The organism is Actinopolymorpha sp. B11F2 (assembly GCF_040195635.1).
In the GTDB taxonomy this organism is placed as follows: Bacteria; Actinomycetota; Actinomycetes; order Propionibacteriales; family Actinopolymorphaceae; genus Thermasporomyces.
The window spans coordinates 424930-439552 of record NZ_JBEFTX010000003.1 but is presented as its reverse complement, the minus strand read 5'-3'; the positions used below and the strand labels follow the sequence as shown (position 1 = coordinate 439552).

Sequence of the window (14623 nt, the reverse complement as noted above, 5' to 3'; positions counted from 1 at the left end):
GGATGTTACGACATCAGGGGGACCGATCATGGTCGATTCCGCGCTCCAGCAACTCCGCGAACGCCTTCGTGGCCGCGTCATCACCGCGGCGGACGACGAATACGACCAGGCACGCCGCGTCAACAACGCGATGATCGACCGGCATCCGCGCCTCATCGTCCGGCCCGCCAATTCCGGCGACGTGATGGCCGCGGTCGATTTCGCCCGCGACAACAGTCTCGACCTCGCGGTCCGCGGCGGTGGGCACAGCGTGCCCGGGTTCGGCACCTGCGACGACGGGGTGGTCATCGACCTCAGCCGGATGCGCGGCGTCCGGGTCGATCCCGTCCGCCGGCTGGCCCGTGCGGACGGCGGCGCCACCTGGGGCGACTTCAACGCCGCGACGTATCCGTTCGGGCTTGCCACGACCGGCGGGATCATCTCCACCACCGGAATCGCCGGACTCACCCTCGGCGGTGGGATCGGCTATCTGACCCGCAGCCTCGGCCTGTCCTGCGACAATCTGGTCGCAGCCGATGTCGTCACCGCCGACGGGCAGTTTCTCCTGGCGAGTGCGCAGGACAATGCCGACCTCTACTGGGCCATCCGTGGCGGTGGCGGGAACTTCGGTGTCGTCACGTCGTTCGAGTTTCGGCTCAGCCCGGTCGCCGACATCTACGGCGGGCCGGTCTTCTTCGAACTCGAAAGGGCACGTGACGTGTTGGAGTTCTACCGCGACTTCATCACCTCGGCCGACCATCAACTCGCCGTCTTTCCGGCGTTCCAGATCGCGCCGCCGCTGCCGTTCATTCCGCCAGATCGCCACGGCGATCTGCTGGTGGGCCTTGTGTCATGCTGGGCGGGACCACTCTCGGAGGGTCCTTCGATGGTGGCACCGATTCGCGACGTCGCTCCCGTGGTCGCGGAGTTTCTCGGACCGATGCCCTACCCCGCCCTGAACACGGCGTTCGATGCGCTCGTCCCGCCGGGTATGCAGCAGTACTGGAAGGCCAACTTCGCCCGGGAGCTCACTGATCCCGCGGTCGACGCCCACCTGGAGTTCGGACCGCGGCTCCCGGCGTTGAACTCGACCGTGCACATCTATCCCGTCAACGGTGCGTGTAACGAGGTGGCGGGCGACGCCACTGCCTTTGCCTATCGGGACACGACCTTCGCCACGGTGATCGCCGGAATCTGGCCCGACCCGGCCGACAATGCACAGAACATCTCGTGGGTACGCGACTACTACTCCGCCATCGCGCCGCATTCTGAGGAAGCCGGCTACATCAACTTCATGTCCGGCGACGACCAGGCCAGAACCGAAGACAACTACAGCGCCAACTACGAGCGGCTCGTCGCGATCAAGAAGAAGTACGACCCGGGCAACCTCTTCCACCTGAACCAGAACATCAGGCCGGAATAGGGCCTGGCGACCGAGAAAGAAGGCCCCCTCACGCACGAGGTTCGCGCGAGGGGGCCCCTCATCCCACGTGCCGAACTGGCGGCAGCCCGGGCGCCCGGCTTTCTACTCCGGGCTTTCTACACCGGGCTTTCTACACCGGGCGCTTGAGGTACCGGTGCCGGCTGCGTACCTCGTCGAGAAGCTCCTCCGCGCTCAGCGCGAGCGTGTCGAGCTTGGGGTCGACCTCGTGGACGCGGGTCGCGTCGACGAACTCCGCCTCCGGCGGCAGCTTGGCCTTGACCGGGTTGACGGCGTCGTTCAGCACCGACGAATCGAAGCCGATCCGCTCGACGAACTTCGTACCGTCGTTCTTCCGCGCATGCCGCAGGGCACCGGCTTCGCGTAGCACGAGTTCGACCTTCGCCAGGGTTTCGCGGGCGTCGGCGAGCGTGTGATAGATGGCCTCGAGCTTGGTCTGGGCTTCCTGGCGTTCGATGATGGCGTGGTTCATCTCGGTCTTGGCGTCCGTCACCCGGCTGGCGGTGATCACCGCTCCGAGAATGGCGCCGAGAACGCCGGTCATCACGGCTGTGACGCCGGCATAGAGACTGAGATACTGGTTCCAGGCATTCGCGCGCATCGAGAGGTACGACACGAACGCGCCGAACGCGACGATCAACAGCAGTCCGAAGAATGTCCGTGGGTCTTTCCAGCTGTAGCTTCCGCCTTCGCGACCAGCGGTGCTGCTCATCATTCCCCTCCCCCGCATGGCATCCCGCTCGTTGCCCTGCACGCATCGAGACGCTCTGTGACTTGCGTACTACTGATTCGTCATCCTAGGTGCGACCTTTCACAGCCGGGCGGAAATCGCGGCTTCAATGTCTGGCAGCAATGACCGGACATGACCACCACTTGTGGGCGAATTCCGCACGCTTCGCGTTGCCTCTGAGGGAGACAATGGCGAGTCGTCGGGTTGGGGGATTTGCCAAGCAGGGAAAGAGAACCGCGGGAGACAACAGGACCAAACGCCCGGCTTCACCCGCTGAGGGTGGTCCCGGTGCTCACGGCTGGCCGACACCCTGGGAATCATGGACGATCACATCAGGCCGCGACGCATCGTGATCGTCGGCGGGGGATTCGCGGGACTCTTCGCAGCCCGCTCGTTTCGCCACGCACCGGTCAGGGTGACGCTGATCGACCGTGCGGCTCACCACCTTTTCCAACCGCTGCTTTACCAGTGCGCAACCGGAATCCTTTCCGAGGGCGAAATCGCCGCGCCGTTTCGAAGCGTCCTCAGGCGGCACCACAATGTCGAGTCCCTGCTCGCCGAAGTGACCGACTTCGACCTGGACCGCCGACAGGTGATCGCCCACCGACCGCACGGTTTTGAGGTACGTGTCGACTATGACGATCTGATCGTCGCCGCCGGGGTCGAGCAGTCCTATTTCGGGCACGACGAGTTCGCCCGTTACGCACCAGGAATGAAGTCGGTCCTGGACGCGCTGACCATCCGGCAGAAGGTGTTCGGCGCGTTCGAGTTGGCGGAGTCGGCGGCGAACGCGGACGAACGCAAGCACTGGTTGACGTTCGCCCTGGTCGGCGCCGGACCGACCGGTGTCGAACTGGCCGGGCAGATCCGCGAACTCGCCACGCACACGCTACGCAACGAATACCGGACGATCACACCGGAGGACGCGCGGGTTCTCCTCTTCGACGGCGGCGACGAGCCGCTCGCGTCCTTCGGTACGAAGCTCGCCGACAAGACCGCGCGCTCACTCACCCAGCTCGGCGTCGAACTTCACCTGCGCACCCGGGTGACCAGTGTCGACGACGAAGGCCTCGACGTCAGGCAGGCTGACGGCAGGACCATCCGCTACGACGCGGGAACGATCCTGTGGACGGCCGGTGTCACCGCACCTGCAGTGGCGGACACCCTCGCCAAGGCCGCAGGAGCCGAGCAGGACCGGTCGGGCCGGATCAAGGTCGCGCCGGACCTCACGATCCCGGGGCATCCCGAGATCTCCGTCGTCGGGGACATCATGAGCCTGGACCGGTTGCCCGGCGTCGCCGAAGTCGCCATGCAGGCAGGGATGTACGCCGCGACCCGGATCAGGCATCAGGTCGAGTGCCGACAGAAGCCGCAGAAGCCGTTCAGGTACAGGGATCTGGGCTCAGCCGCCTACATCGCGCGCGGACGTGCCGTCATGTCCGTGGGATCCCTCCGCATCAGCGGGTTCCTCGGCTGGCTCGGCTGGTTGCTGCTGCACATCGCGTTCCTCACCGGCTACCGCAACCGGGTGGGTGCCGTCCTCAGCTGGCTCGTCGCGTTCACCTCGGAGGCACGCCGCGAGCGTGCGTTCACGACCCGCCAGCTCGAAGCGGCCCGCGAGATCTACGCCCCGACGGCTCCAGGGTCGCCCGAGCGTCCGGGGTCACCAGCGCCCCCGGCGCCAGCCGCACCACCACGGCCGCCAGGGGAACACCCGTGATCGACATCGCGCCTCAGGCGATGACCGTCGCGGCGGACCTGCTGCTCGCCCAGCCTCCGCCGCAGACGCTGCCGGCCCGCCTCCAGATGGCGTTCACCCTGATGACGCACATCATCCTGGTGCCGCTCGGCGTCGCACTGCCGTTCATCACCCTGGTCATGAACTGGCGTGGCCTGCGGAAGAAGGACGAGGTGGCGTTGAAGCTCGCCCGCCGATGGTCGGTGGTGATGGCGATCCAGTTCGCGGTGGGGGTCGTGTCCGGCACGATCCTCTCGTTCGAGTTCGGCCTGCTCTGGCCAGGTCTCATGGGCCGTTGGGGCGGAGTCTTCGGCAGCGGCTTCGGCATCGAGGCCTGGGCGTTCTTCCTGGAAGCGATCCTCATCAGCATCTATCTCTACGGTTGGCGACGCCTCAAACCGTGGACACACTTCCTCGTCGGCCTGCCGCTGCCGGCCGTCGCCCTGCTCGGTGCGTTCGGGATCCTCGCGGCGAACGCCTGGATGAACTCACCGCGCGGATTCACCCTCGACGCCAGCGGGAACCCGAGCGCGATCGACATCCGGCGGGTTCTCTTCACGCCCCTGCTCGGCCCGCAGTACTGGCACTTCATCCTCGCCGCGTACATGGCCGCCGGTTTCGGTGTCGCCAGCATCTATGCGGTGGGTTGGCTGCGCGGGCGCCGGGACCGCTATCACAAGCTCGGCATCACCGTGCCCTTCACGGTGGCGGCGATCGCCACGCCGATCCAGCTCATCGTCGGCGATATCATCGCCCGCGCCGTCTTCCGTGAGCAGCCGGTGAAGTTCGCCGCCATGGAGCTGGTCTGGAGAACCGACACGCGGGTGCCGGAGTACATCTTCGGCCGGCTCAACGCCGACGGCACCGTCTCCGGCGGCATCCCGATTCCGTGGCTCGACTCGATGCTCGCCGGGTTCAGCCCCGACACCCGTGTCCAGGGGTTGGCGTCGGTACCGGTGAACAACCGCCCGTCACCTGAGCTCGCGACGCTCGTCCACACGTCGTTCGACCTCATGGTGATCCTCGGCACCCTGCTGTTCGGACTCTCGGCGTGGTACGCCCTTGCCTGGTGGCGGCATCGCGACCTGCCACGGTCGCGGTGGTTCTTCCGGTGCACCGCCCTGTCCGGGCTGGCGGCCATCCTCGCCATCGAGTTCGGCTGGATCACGACCGAGGTGGGCCGCCAACCATGGATCGTGTACGGATTCATGCGGGTGTCCGAGGCGGTGACCCGCAGCGTGGGACCCGCGACGATCTGGACGACCTTCGCCGTCATCGTCGTCCTCTACGTCCTCATCGCGACGGCGTTCATCCGGCTGCTGTTGCGGCTTCGGCTGCGCTGGCAGCTGGCCGACGCGGAGGCCGCCGTGCGGGAAGCGCCCGAAGCCGAGAAGCGCCCGCCGTCGGAGGCGGGAACCACGACTGGAAACACTCCGCCGCCGGATTCAGCTGAAGGTCCCCCGCAGCGCGACGACGAGGATCGGGACGGGACCCCGTGATGACGGCCGCCACCATTGTCGCCCTCGTCCTGCTCCTGGGTGTGGCGGCGTACTCCTGCGGCGGCGGTACCGACTACGGCGCGGGCATGTGGGATCTCGCGGCCGGCGGCGTCGAGCGCGGCGACCGCCCCCGGCGGCTCATCGACTACGCGATGGCCCCGGTCTGGGAGGTCAACAACGTCTGGCTGGTCTTCGTCCTCGTCATCACGTGGACCGGCTTTCCCCAGGTCTTCGCGGCGGTGTTCTCCGCGGCATGGATCCCGCTCACGCTCGCCATTCTCGGACTCATCCTGCGGGGTGTCGGCTTCGCGTTCCGCAAGCCGACCCGGCACCCGAGGAGCCGGCTCCGCTTCACCGCGTTGTTCGGCGTCTCCTCGATCCTGACGCCCTTCTTCTTCGCGGCCGCACTCGGCGCGATCGCGTCCGGGCGGGTCCCGCTGGGCAGCCGTGACGCCACGATCGTGTCGAGCTGGCTCAATCCCACGTCCGTCGCGTTCGGTCTCGTGTCGCTCGCCGCCACCGCATTCATCGCGGCGGTGTTCCTGACCGGCGACGCGGGCCGGTTCGGCGCACCGGACCTGGTGACGTACTTCCGCCGCCGCTCCGTCGTGGCGGCGGGCGCCTTCATGGTGGTCGGTGCGGCGGCTCTCGCCGTGGTGCGGTTCGACACACCCCGCCTCTTCGCCGGGCTGTGGAGTGGTGGGGCGCTGCTCTTCACCCTCGGGATACCGGTCCTCACGGTCCTCACGGCCGTTCTCGTCGGCCGCGGCATCCCCCGGATCCCCCGGGTGACGGCGGTCGGCGCGGTCGGCGCGACCGTGTTCGCGTGGGGCGTCGCCCAGCATCCGTACATCCTTCCGACCTCGCTGACCATCGAGCAGGGCGCCGCGCCCAGCAGTTCACTGAACTGGCTGGTGCTCGTCGTCGTGGTCGCGGCCATCCTCGTCATCCCACCGCTCGTCCTGCTCTACCGGCTGGACGCCATGGGTGCGCTGGAGGCCGATCACGACGAGGACCTGAAACCGCGCGGCAGCACCTGAGACCGGCCGCCGCGACGGGCTGCCTGACGCACCCGCGCCGCCGGCTCGGCGAGCTTCGCCTCCAGCTGCCGAAGCTCGTCCAGCACCTGATGGATCCAGAGCAGCTGCAGCCGATGGCCGGCAGGTGACTGCCTGCCCTCGGCCGCCGCCTGACGCAGGCAGGCCAGCCGATGGGTCTCGTCGGCGGGATCGACAGGTGCCGGTGGCGGTATGGAGCCGTCGCTGGTCAGCGCGCCGCAGAGGTCCTCGTACCACGCCTCGATCCCTTCGGCGTAGGACACCATCGCCGGATCCCGCGCACCGAACGCATCGGCCCGGTGGTCAACGGCTCCGGCCAGGTGATGCAGGGAGTGGCCCGCCAACCGGAGTTGGTTCGCACCCGCCACCAGCGCGCCCACGTCCGCCACCGGGATCGGCCGCGCACCCCAGTCGGTCAGATAGTGGCCGAACGCCTCGTCCAGGCGGCGGCCCGCGTCGATGGCCGGGTGGGCGAACGCGGCCAGCGGCTCGGCTCCCGGCACGCCCGCGATCCGGCGTACGGATGCGGTGACGTAGGCGATCGCCGAACGGTACGCCGCGGACAGGTCGTGGGTCAGCACGGTCGTGACCCCTCGGGGCCACAGGAGAATCCCGACCAGCAGGCTGATCGCCGAGCCGACGGCGATGTCCTCGAGCCGGACCAGGCCCACCTGCCAGCCGGTCGGCACGATCAGGTTGAACAGGATGAGCACCATGAGCGAGAACGCCGCCTGCCCGGCACCGAACGACAGCCGTCCGGCCGCATAGCTCGCGAAGAACACCGCCACCGGAAAGATCGCCCACAGGACCACCTGGTGCGATCCGATGGCCACCATCAGGGCGCCGCCCGCCACGACGCCGACGACCGTCCCGGCGACCGCCCGGACGACCGTCGAGCTGGTCCGCAAGGCGTTCGACCGCAACACCGCCAACGTGGCGAGCACGACCCAGAAGCCGTGCTGCAGGTGGGCCAGGTGGGCGACCAGGACGGCGACGCCGAGCCCGACGGCGCCCCGGGCGCAGTTGCGGAACCACAGCGAGTCCGGGCGGAAGTTCCGCACCGCCGCGGTCAGGCCCTCACGGGCCCGTTGTCCGACCAACGCGGCGGACGGCACAGGCCGCGCCTCGATACCGCCCGCCACTGCTTCGCGTGTGGCGCTGTCCGCCGGCGTACTCCCCCCGACACCGCTCTCGCTGACCGCGCCACCGGTGGCGCGGAGGGCACTGACCGCCACCGCCGCCGTGGCGAACGCCAGCGCCCGCATGCGCAACGCCGGCTCGATCGCCGCGAGCAGGGCCCTGTCCTCCGGATCCGGTCGCGCGACCGACGTCTCGTCGATCCGGCGAAGGACCGTGAGCGCCATCTGCGAGCGGGCGCGCTCCAACGCCTCGATATCCGGTACGCCGTTCCCCCGACGTAACCGGTCCGCGCTCGCCTGGAGGACGCCGACGACCTGGGCGCCGACCCGGCGGTTCTCCCCCTGTGCCGCCGGTGCGGGTGTGTCGTCCCTGGTCGCGGCCGCGGCCTGCACGAGGGTGAGCAACCAGTCGATCTCGTTGACCAGGCAGGCGAGCGCCCGGTCCGTGCCAGCGGCGCCGGTCCGGTGGAACGGCGTACCGACGGCGATGTCCCGCATCTCCGCGATCGTGCCGGCCGCCGTCCGCTTCATCGGCGCCTCACCGGGTGCGGCCGGGCGCGTCGGGCCCGCCAGCCCTGCCGCCTCGATCAGGCGCGCCACGGCGACGCACGCATCGGCGACCGCCAGCCGCAGCCGGTCGGTCGGCTGGTCGGCCAGGAGGAACATCGCGGCCGGAATTCCGACCGCGCATGCCAGGCCCCAGCCCGCGAGCCGGTCCGGCAGGTCGCTGACACCGCCGGGCAGCGAGACCGGAAGGACGAGCGTGAGCACCGCTCCGTTGCCGGCCGCCGCGAAGTAGCCGTTGACCACACCGGAATAGAGCACGAGGAAGCCGACGACCGTGGTCACCGACGCCGCGACCCAGGGATTCCCGGAGCACAGTGTCCCGATCGCGATCATGACGGCACCGGTCAGCGCCAGCGCGGCGTACGCCACCACCTGCGTACTCCGCCGGCCGGAGAACTCGACCATGACCAACAGCGCGAACGCACCGAATGCCGCGAAGAGCTCCACCTGGCGGTTGCCGATCACCACATGGGCGAACGCGAAGAGCGTGGGAATGACGATCGCGCCACGCAGGGCACGGCCGACCGCGTGCCGCCGAGGGCCCACGAGCACACGCCCGAGCGCGGTCATCAGCTCTCCTCCCGTTGCCACCCGACCCGTACCCATCGACGGGGCTTGCGGCGCGCACACGTCATGCCCGACTTCACCCGGCCCGGGTGAGGGGACCGCGGGTGCGGCGGCGGGATGGTGAGAGTGCGGCGGAAAATGTCCGACCAGATGTTGGGGGAATGTGATGGCGAAGAGCCACGACGTATTCGTCTATCTCGGTACGTACGCGAACGAAGCCGATGCCGAGGCCGACCTGCAGGCGGTGAAGACCCTGCACCGGGAGGGCGCGATCGGGACGTACGACGCTGCCGTGGTCGACCGGCACGACGGGGACGTCCATGTCCACAAGGTCGAGACGCCGACCCGTCGAGGCACCTGGACGGGCGTCGGTGTCGGCGCGGTACTCGGGATCCTGTTCCCGCCGTCGATCGTCGGCACCGCGTTCGTCGGCGGCGTCGCGGGTGGCCTCGTCGGGCACTTCGCGCACGGCATGTCACGCAAGGATGTCCGGGAGCTCGGCGAGACCCTCGACACCGGCGAGGCCGCGTTGATCGTCATCGGACGGGACCGGCTCGCGGAGAAGCTCGACAAGGCTCTCACCCGGGCCGAGCGGCTGGTCGAGAAAGAGGTCGACCTCGAAGGTCGGGAGCTCGACAAGCAGCTCGCGGCCGCCAACGCCGAGCAGGGCTAGCGTGCCCGGCGAGGAAGCGGTCCGACAGCAGTGCCGCCAGCGGGCAGGCGATCACCATGGCACAGACGACCAGTCACCTGTCGGCCGGTGAGTTTCGTACGCTCTTCACCGCCGTCTCCGCCTGGGACAGGTCAGGCGAACGGTCCGAACGTGGGGCGCTGCGTCATCTCACCCCGGACCGCGTCGCGGCGGCCGCCCGACTGGTGCGTACGGGAGTGACGGTGCCGCTCGGCCGGGTCCTCGACACGCACAGGGGCCCGGCGAATCCGTCGCCGGCTGTGCACGTCATGACGTCGACACCGGAACCTGACGGCGAGAGCGACGTCGACGCCACTGGCACCGTCCACTTCGGCACCGACTATGTGGGCCTCGACTACCACCATGACACGCACAGCCACCTCGATGCCTTGTGCCACGTCGACTTCGACGGCCTGCTCTACGGTGGCGTACCTGCCGAGACGGTGACGACCTACGGTGCCGAGCACGCCTCGATCGCGATGCTCGCCGGAGGGCTGGTGGGCCGCGGGGTTCTGCTCGACATCCCGAGGGTGCGCGGCAGCCGGTGGGTCGAGCCCGGCCAGCACGTCTACCGGAAGGACCTCGAAGCCGCCGAACACGAGCAGCGGGTGCGGGTCGGCACCGGGGACATCCTGCTCGTCCGCACCGGGCATGCTCGCCGGCTTGACGAGCTCGGACCGTGGGACACGACGCGTGTCAAGGCCGGCTTGCATCCGGCAACGGTGACCTTTCTGGCCGAGCGGGAGGTCGCTGCGCTCGGGTGTGACGCCAACAGCGACACCGCACCGAGTACGACCGAAGGGGTCGCCTTTCCCGTGCACGTTCTCGCCATCAACGCGATGGGGATCCACCTGTTGGACTATCTGCACTTCGAGGAGCTCGCCGAAAGGTGTGCGCGAGAGGACCGCTGGGAGTTCCTGTTCGTGGCGGCGCCCCTGCGGGTTCCTGGCGGGACGGGCTCCCCGGTCAATCCGCTCGCGATCTTCTGACCCGGTGAGCCGACGCCATGACCTACGGGCGGCGAGCTTACTAACGCCTCGCCGTCGCCTTGGGTCCGGGCTTGTCGATCGGCCCGGACGCATTGAACACACCCGCCATGCCGTTCTTCTTCTGGAAGGTACAGAAGAACGACAGGTTTCCCGACTTCGGCAACCTCACCGGCACCTCCGAGATCCCACCGGGTTGGATCTGCATGTCGATGTACGTACCAGCGATCGTGAAGGTATGCGGCGACTGGCTCTCATTTTCCAAAGACACCACGATGCGCTGCCCCGGCGTTCCCTTGATCACCGTCGGAGAGAAGTAGTTGTCCTCGATCTCGATGCTGACCTTGCGCGCACCAGTGATGTCCTTCGTGCCGTGATAGTTGGCCCGCACGCCGGCGAGTTCAGCCTTGCTGCCGATCTGCAGGGTTGGGGTCGCCTTCGCCGGCTTCGGAGTGGCCGCACCGGATCGAGCAGGCTCCGGATCGCCGCTACACCCCGTGAGCGACAGGACGGAGATGAGTACCACGATCAGGCCCATCCCACGCATGGGAACACCCCCGTGACCGGATGACTTCTGCCGGCAGCACATGACTTCTGCCCGACATTGACGGCGCCGAAGACAAAGCAAATGAACGTCTCGAATCTAGATCAGAAGGCGATCGGTTGGAGCGAATTCCGGCAGCTGGTGAATTCGTCGCCGCACAGGCCTTTGTGTTTCACTTCTTTCCAAAGTGGAGTATCAGGTCTGCTCCGGCGGGCCGAGGCTCAGTCGCCCGCGTCGCTGCAACACAGAAACGGTCACCGCCGCGCCGACTGCCAGGATTCCCAGCATGGCCGGGCTGAGCCACGGCGTCGACCATCGCTGGCCGAGGTCCTCGGCGTAGCCGATGGCGGTGTTGCCGAGGGCGGTGGTGATGCCCGCGGCGGTCGTCGCGAGGCCGATGTAGGTTCCGGTCAGCCCTACGGGGGCGAAGCCGCTCACCAGGTCGAGTGCGTAGGGCTGCGCGACGTCGAGTCCCAACGTCAGCAGCAGTGTCGCCGCCAACACCGGCAGCGCGGCCACCACGACCGCGGCCACCGCTGTGCCGTCGTCGCCCGACCCGTCCAGTGGCGTCATCGTCGTACTCCATGCCAACGGCACGAACGAGGCCGCCGTGGCGACCAGGCCGCATGTGATCGCCGTACCCGGCGCCAGGCGGCGGCGTAGCCACCTGATCATCCGGAGCTGGGCGGCCAACGTCAGCACGGTGGACACCAGGAACACGCACCCGGCCGCGCCCGCCCACCCGGTGACGCGGGTCGCCTCGAGCGGAAGCAGCAGATAGAACTGGTTGTAGAGCAGGAAGAGCACGGACGTGGCCACCGCGAATCCGGTGAACGCACGGTTGCGCAGACCGTCGCGCACGGATGCGCCGAGTCCCTGCGTGAGCGGCTCGACCGGCCGCGAGGGCAGCGCGAAGCACTGCCAGATCGTGAGAACGCCGAAGATCGCCGCCGCCACGCCCGCCGTCCACCGGAAGTCGACCGCGACCATCACGCTGCCCAGCAGGGGACCGGTCAGCGCCCCGACGGTGCTCGCGATGTTCTGCAGGGCGAAGGCATCGAGCCGCCGCTCCCCTGCCTCGACCGCGATGTACGCCCGAGCCGCCGGGCTGAAGAACGCACCCGCGAGTCCGACCAGCATCGACGCCGCGACGAGTCCGACCACCTGGTCGACGATCGCGAACATTCCGAAGGCCACGCACCGCAGGGCGCAGCCGACGATGATCACCGGGCGGGCGCCGAACCGGTCGGCCGCCGTACCGCCGACGAGCGTCAGGCCCTGTTGGCAGAAGACCCGCAGCCCGAGGATGGCACCGACCGCGGCCGCCGCGAGGTGGCGCTCGTCGCGAAGATAGGTGGCAAGGAAGGGGATCAGGACGAAGAACCCGAAGGCGATGCCGAACGTGTTGACCAGCAACACCTGCACCGCCGGGGACAGCGATCGCGCCAGCCGGAAGGTTCTCATCGAGCGACCACGAGAGACAAGGCTAACCCGGCCGGTTCGGCCGCCCGGGTAGGCCCACGTGTCCGGCGTCGCATGCCTGTGCCTGCGGGGTGGCCGGCTCCGTACCCGGCTCGGCTCGGCCCGGCCCACGTTCGGTCGCGAGCCGTCGGCGCGGCCACCCCGCCCCCGAGTTGCTCAGCAGTTGCGCAACTCCGGGCTCTGGTTGAGCAGCTGTCCGCGTGGGGACACGAACGCCGCGTGCAGTTCGCCGCCCACCGCCGACGGCCGGAACGCCGCGACCCGGTGCAACGGCCGCGGGCACGTCAAGAGACATGGTGGAAACCCCTCTCACTAGTTTGTATTGATAGTCGTTTTCAGGTTCAGGTCGTAGTATCACCGAGACGGCAGGTCACGTAAACCACGCCGGGTTCGACGAGTTCATGCCGACAGACGACCAGCGCTCCTGGAGTTGACGCGATGTGGTGGGACGTTCTCCTCGGGATCGCCGTCGGCGTACTCGGGGGCTGGGCTGCCCTCGCGTTCGGCTTGCTCCTCGCCCGGCCGAAGGGACCGCTCCTGCGCGAGGCGCTGCGGATCCTGCCCGATCTCCTCCGCCTGCTGAGCCGGCTCGCCACGGACCGCAGCCTCCCCCGAGGCGTACGCATCCGGCTCGGCCTGGTCCTCGCCTACCTCGCGCTGCCGATCGACCTGATCCCGGACTTCGTACCCGTGCTCGGCTACGCCGACGACGCCATCATCGTGGCCGCCGTGTTGCGCAGCGCGGTGCGTCGAGCCGGGATCGACGCGGTACGCCGGCACTGGCCCGGGACGCCCGAAGGATTCGCCGTGCTGTGCCATCTCGCCGGCCTCGACCCGCCGGCGGCGCGCGGCGACGACCAGTTCCCGCCATGAACTCGGCGTGAGCGTCACCCCGACGACCCGCTCACGCCGACGAACGCGTCACCCTGACGACAGCGTCACCTCGACGAAACGGGGGCGGTAGATCGTCACGTCGTCGTACAGGTCGGCGTTGGGGTCGAGACTGTTGACGTTGTACGTGACCAGCAGCCGGTCGCCGCTGCGGAGATCCGGATGCTCGTGCGCGTTGTAGGTGATGATGTTCGGGTTGCCGTAGGATCCGCCCGCGCCGGTTTCGGGCGTGACGTAGACGGTCGTCGCACGAGTGAAGGGCCCGCTGGGTGAGCACCCGACGTAGGCCACGATGTTCCTGCTGAACAGCTCGGTCGTGTCCTGCGTGATGACCAGATAGCCGTCCCGGAAGGGCGCGACGCTGTACTCGTTGGCAACACCGGGCATGATCCGGGCCGTGTCGGTCTCGGTGGCCGACCAGCCGGAGCCGGTCCAGTAGGACCACGGCCCGGCGGCGACGTCGCCACCCTTGACCCGGGCGAGGTGCATGTACTTCGTGGCGCCGAGATCCTCGACTCCATAGATGTAGGTGTAACCGCCGACCCGCTGCAGCCACGACGCCCACTGCACACCGGCAGCCGATGGCATGGGAACAAGCTCCCGTAGCGTCAACCGGTCGGGGTCGAAGCGGCCGAGCTTGTTCTCCCGCCAGGCGAAGTCCCAGGGTTCCGGGCCGGTTCTGCCGTACTCCAGGAACATCACGTCAAGCGAGCTCGGCGTGACCGTGCCGGCGCCCAGCCAGTTCCAGGTGTCCGGCTCGTCCGGCGGAACCAGGGACTCGGGCGCGTCAGGCGTGCCGCCGCTGACGGTCGTCAGCTCGTCGCCATGCTCCACGACGAAGGAGTTGTTGAGGAACGGAACGGTGGTCGGCCGGCTGAGGTCGTCGTTGACCGGACCCCAGAACGTGTCGGAGAACAGCCACAGGGTGCGACCACTGGTGAGCGGGACCGAGTAGGTACTGTCCCCGCCGGTCCAGCCGACGCCGCTGTTGCCGTAGTCGGCGAACCGCTGGGTGCGTCCCTCGTCGATCTCGGCGGTCGCCGTCCACTGTTTCCCGGGCAATGCGCAGGAGCGCCCCGCCGCGCCGCCTGCGGTACGGGCGGTTTCGCCGGTACCAGGGGCACCACCGACGCTGCGAGCGGCGGCGCCGGCGGGCGGCACCGCGAGCAGGAGCGCGACCGAGGCGCCCAGGACCGTCGCGACCGCCGGCCGGGCCAGAGTGTTGCGTGAACGGAGTCGTCGCTTCGAGCCGTAGCGCCGCATCGCGCACCTCCTGCACGTCGTACAACCCCGTAGAAGGGGTTGCATGGT

13 protein-coding genes are annotated in these 14623 nt (G+C 68.6%); 7 read left to right on the top strand and 6 right to left on the bottom strand.

Annotated elements, in window-relative coordinates; all coding sequences use genetic code 11:
- Positions 1 to 28 precede the first annotated feature (28 nt).
- Positions 29 to 1402, top strand: a complete 1374-nt coding sequence (locus ABN034_RS08460; RefSeq protein WP_349690435.1) for an FAD-binding oxidoreductase — start codon at positions 29 to 31, stop codon at positions 1400 to 1402.
- Positions 1403 to 1532: 130 nt separating this feature from the next.
- Here the strand turns inward: ABN034_RS08460 and ABN034_RS08455 are convergent, their stop codons facing one another.
- A complete protein-coding gene (locus ABN034_RS08455) occupies positions 1533 to 2132 on the bottom strand; it encodes a hypothetical protein (RefSeq protein WP_349690434.1) in 600 nt (199 codons plus the stop codon).
- A 337-nt stretch (positions 2133 to 2469) separates the two neighbouring features.
- On the opposite strand from ABN034_RS08455, the gene ABN034_RS08450 reads away from it, so the two are divergent.
- The 3 genes from ABN034_RS08450 to ABN034_RS08440 are packed head-to-tail and all read left to right on the top strand — an operon-like array spanning position 2470 to position 6427.
- Positions 2470 to 3870 carry an NAD(P)/FAD-dependent oxidoreductase gene (locus ABN034_RS08450; RefSeq protein WP_349690433.1) on the top strand — a complete coding sequence of 467 codons (1401 nt, stop codon included), beginning with the start codon at positions 2470 to 2472 and terminating at the stop codon, positions 3868 to 3870.
- Positions 3867 to 5387, top strand: a complete 1521-nt coding sequence (locus tag ABN034_RS08445; RefSeq protein WP_349690432.1) for a cytochrome ubiquinol oxidase subunit I — start codon at positions 3867 to 3869, stop codon at positions 5385 to 5387. Before ABN034_RS08450 ends, ABN034_RS08445 begins: the two co-directional genes overlap by 4 nt.
- The gene (locus ABN034_RS08440; RefSeq protein WP_349690431.1) at positions 5387 to 6427 is read left to right on the top strand and encodes a cytochrome d ubiquinol oxidase subunit II; all 1041 of its coding nucleotides are present in this window, start codon (positions 5387 to 5389) and stop codon (positions 6425 to 6427) included. Before ABN034_RS08445 ends, ABN034_RS08440 begins: the two co-directional genes overlap by 1 nt.
- Here ABN034_RS08440 and ABN034_RS08435 read toward each other — a convergent pair.
- A complete protein-coding gene (locus tag ABN034_RS08435; protein ID WP_349690430.1) occupies positions 6391 to 8721 on the bottom strand; it encodes an FUSC family protein in 2331 nt (776 codons plus the stop codon). The genes ABN034_RS08440 and ABN034_RS08435 overlap by 37 nt on opposite strands.
- Positions 8722 to 8884: 163 nt before the next feature.
- On the opposite strand from ABN034_RS08435, the gene ABN034_RS08430 reads away from it, so the two are divergent.
- Positions 8885 to 9391, top strand: coding sequence for a DUF1269 domain-containing protein (locus ABN034_RS08430; protein ID WP_349690429.1), 507 nt, complete (start codon positions 8885 to 8887; stop codon positions 9389 to 9391).
- Between the two features lie 56 nt (positions 9392 to 9447).
- Positions 9448 to 10398: a cyclase family protein gene (locus ABN034_RS08425; protein ID WP_349690428.1), complete on the top strand. Its 951-nt coding sequence runs from the start codon at positions 9448 to 9450 to the stop codon at positions 10396 to 10398.
- 40 nt (positions 10399 to 10438) lie between these two features.
- Here the strand turns inward: ABN034_RS08425 and ABN034_RS08420 are convergent, their stop codons facing one another.
- From ABN034_RS08420 to ABN034_RS08410, 3 genes are all read right to left on the bottom strand, one after another.
- Entirely contained in the window at positions 10439 to 10933 is a 495-nt protein-coding gene (locus tag ABN034_RS08420; protein ID WP_349690427.1) for a cupredoxin domain-containing protein, read from the bottom strand.
- Between the two features lie 201 nt (positions 10934 to 11134).
- Positions 11135 to 12403, bottom strand: a complete 1269-nt coding sequence (locus ABN034_RS08415) for an MFS transporter (RefSeq protein WP_349690426.1) — start codon at positions 12401 to 12403, stop codon at positions 11135 to 11137.
- Between the two features lie 174 nt (positions 12404 to 12577).
- On the bottom strand, positions 12578 to 12709 hold the full coding sequence (locus ABN034_RS08410; RefSeq protein WP_349690425.1) for a hypothetical protein: 132 nt from the start codon (positions 12707 to 12709) through the stop codon (positions 12578 to 12580).
- Between the two features lie 150 nt (positions 12710 to 12859).
- On the opposite strand from ABN034_RS08410, the gene ABN034_RS08405 reads away from it, so the two are divergent.
- Positions 12860 to 13294 (top strand): YkvA family protein, encoded by a 435-nt coding sequence (locus tag ABN034_RS08405; RefSeq protein WP_349690424.1) that lies wholly within the window; start codon positions 12860 to 12862, stop codon positions 13292 to 13294.
- A 48-nt stretch (positions 13295 to 13342) separates the two neighbouring features.
- Here the strand turns inward: ABN034_RS08405 and ABN034_RS08400 are convergent, their stop codons facing one another.
- Positions 13343 to 14575, bottom strand: a complete 1233-nt coding sequence (locus ABN034_RS08400) for a DUF5005 domain-containing protein (protein ID WP_349690423.1) — start codon at positions 14573 to 14575, stop codon at positions 13343 to 13345.
- Positions 14576 to 14623 lie beyond the last annotated feature (48 nt).

What these genes read in the sequence shown, in the direction of transcription:
- ABN034_RS08440 (WP_349690431.1), top strand. Translation starts at nt 5,387, where the DNA reads ATGACGGCCGCCACCATTGTCGCCCTCGTCCTGCTCCTGGGTGTGGCG.
- ABN034_RS08435 (WP_349690430.1), bottom strand. Translation starts at nt 8,721, where the DNA reads ATGACCGCGCTCGGGCGTGTGCTCGTGGGCCCTCGGCGGCACGCGGTC.
- ABN034_RS08455 (WP_349690434.1), bottom strand. Translation starts at nt 2,132, where the DNA reads ATGAGCAGCACCGCTGGTCGCGAAGGCGGAAGCTACAGCTGGAAAGAC.
- ABN034_RS08405 (WP_349690424.1), top strand. Translation starts at nt 12,860, where the DNA reads ATGTGGTGGGACGTTCTCCTCGGGATCGCCGTCGGCGTACTCGGGGGC.
- ABN034_RS08420 (WP_349690427.1), bottom strand. Translation starts at nt 10,933, where the DNA reads ATGGGCCTGATCGTGGTACTCATCTCCGTCCTGTCGCTCACGGGGTGT.
- ABN034_RS08415 (WP_349690426.1), bottom strand. Translation starts at nt 12,403, where the DNA reads ATGAGAACCTTCCGGCTGGCGCGATCGCTGTCCCCGGCGGTGCAGGTG.
- ABN034_RS08400 (WP_349690423.1), bottom strand. Translation starts at nt 14,575, where the DNA reads ATGCGGCGCTACGGCTCGAAGCGACGACTCCGTTCACGCAACACTCTG.
- ABN034_RS08430 (WP_349690429.1), top strand. Translation starts at nt 8,885, where the DNA reads ATGGCGAAGAGCCACGACGTATTCGTCTATCTCGGTACGTACGCGAAC.
- ABN034_RS08460 (WP_349690435.1), top strand. Translation starts at nt 29, where the DNA reads ATGGTCGATTCCGCGCTCCAGCAACTCCGCGAACGCCTTCGTGGCCGC.
- ABN034_RS08450 (WP_349690433.1), top strand. Translation starts at nt 2,470, where the DNA reads ATGGACGATCACATCAGGCCGCGACGCATCGTGATCGTCGGCGGGGGA.
- ABN034_RS08425 (WP_349690428.1), top strand. Translation starts at nt 9,448, where the DNA reads ATGGCACAGACGACCAGTCACCTGTCGGCCGGTGAGTTTCGTACGCTC.